We start from the raw sequence: 420 nt of genomic DNA, 5'->3' as shown, positions 1-420 counted from the left end.
GCGCGCAGGGCCATCTCGACGAAGGCGGTGCCGGGGAGCAGGGCCGTGCCGAACACCGCGTGCTCGGCGAGCCAGGGCTGCGCACGCAACGACACCGACCCCGTCAGCACCAGCCCGTCGGAATCCGGCACCGGCACCAACGCACCCAGCAGACCGTGCCCAAGGCCCTCCAAGCCCAGCTCGGACACATCCCCGGCACCGGCCCGCACCGGCTCCAGCCAGTACCGCTCACGCTGGAAGGCATACGTCGGCAGCCCCAAGAAGTCCGGCATCCGCCGCCCCGGAACCGGCAGCTGGACCTCCACACCAGCCACGAACGCCTCTCCCAGAGAGAGGGTGAAGCGTCGTTCTTCGTTCTCGTTGCGGCGCAGGGTGCCCAGTGCGACCGCCTCGACGCCGGCCTCCTCGACGCTCTCCTCC

General features: G+C 71.2%; 1 protein-coding gene. It reads right to left on the bottom strand.

The features are described from left to right. A partial coding sequence (locus tag JK361_RS40745) for a hotdog family protein (RefSeq protein WP_201828287.1) occupies positions 1-420 on the bottom strand: 420 nt, incomplete at both ends.

This window comes from Streptomyces musisoli, from assembly GCF_016741855.1.
Classification (GTDB): Bacteria; Actinomycetota; Actinomycetes; order Streptomycetales; family Streptomycetaceae; genus Streptomyces; species Streptomyces musisoli.
Note: the sequence above shows the minus strand (reverse complement) of the source record. Positions and strands in the feature narration are given on the sequence as shown.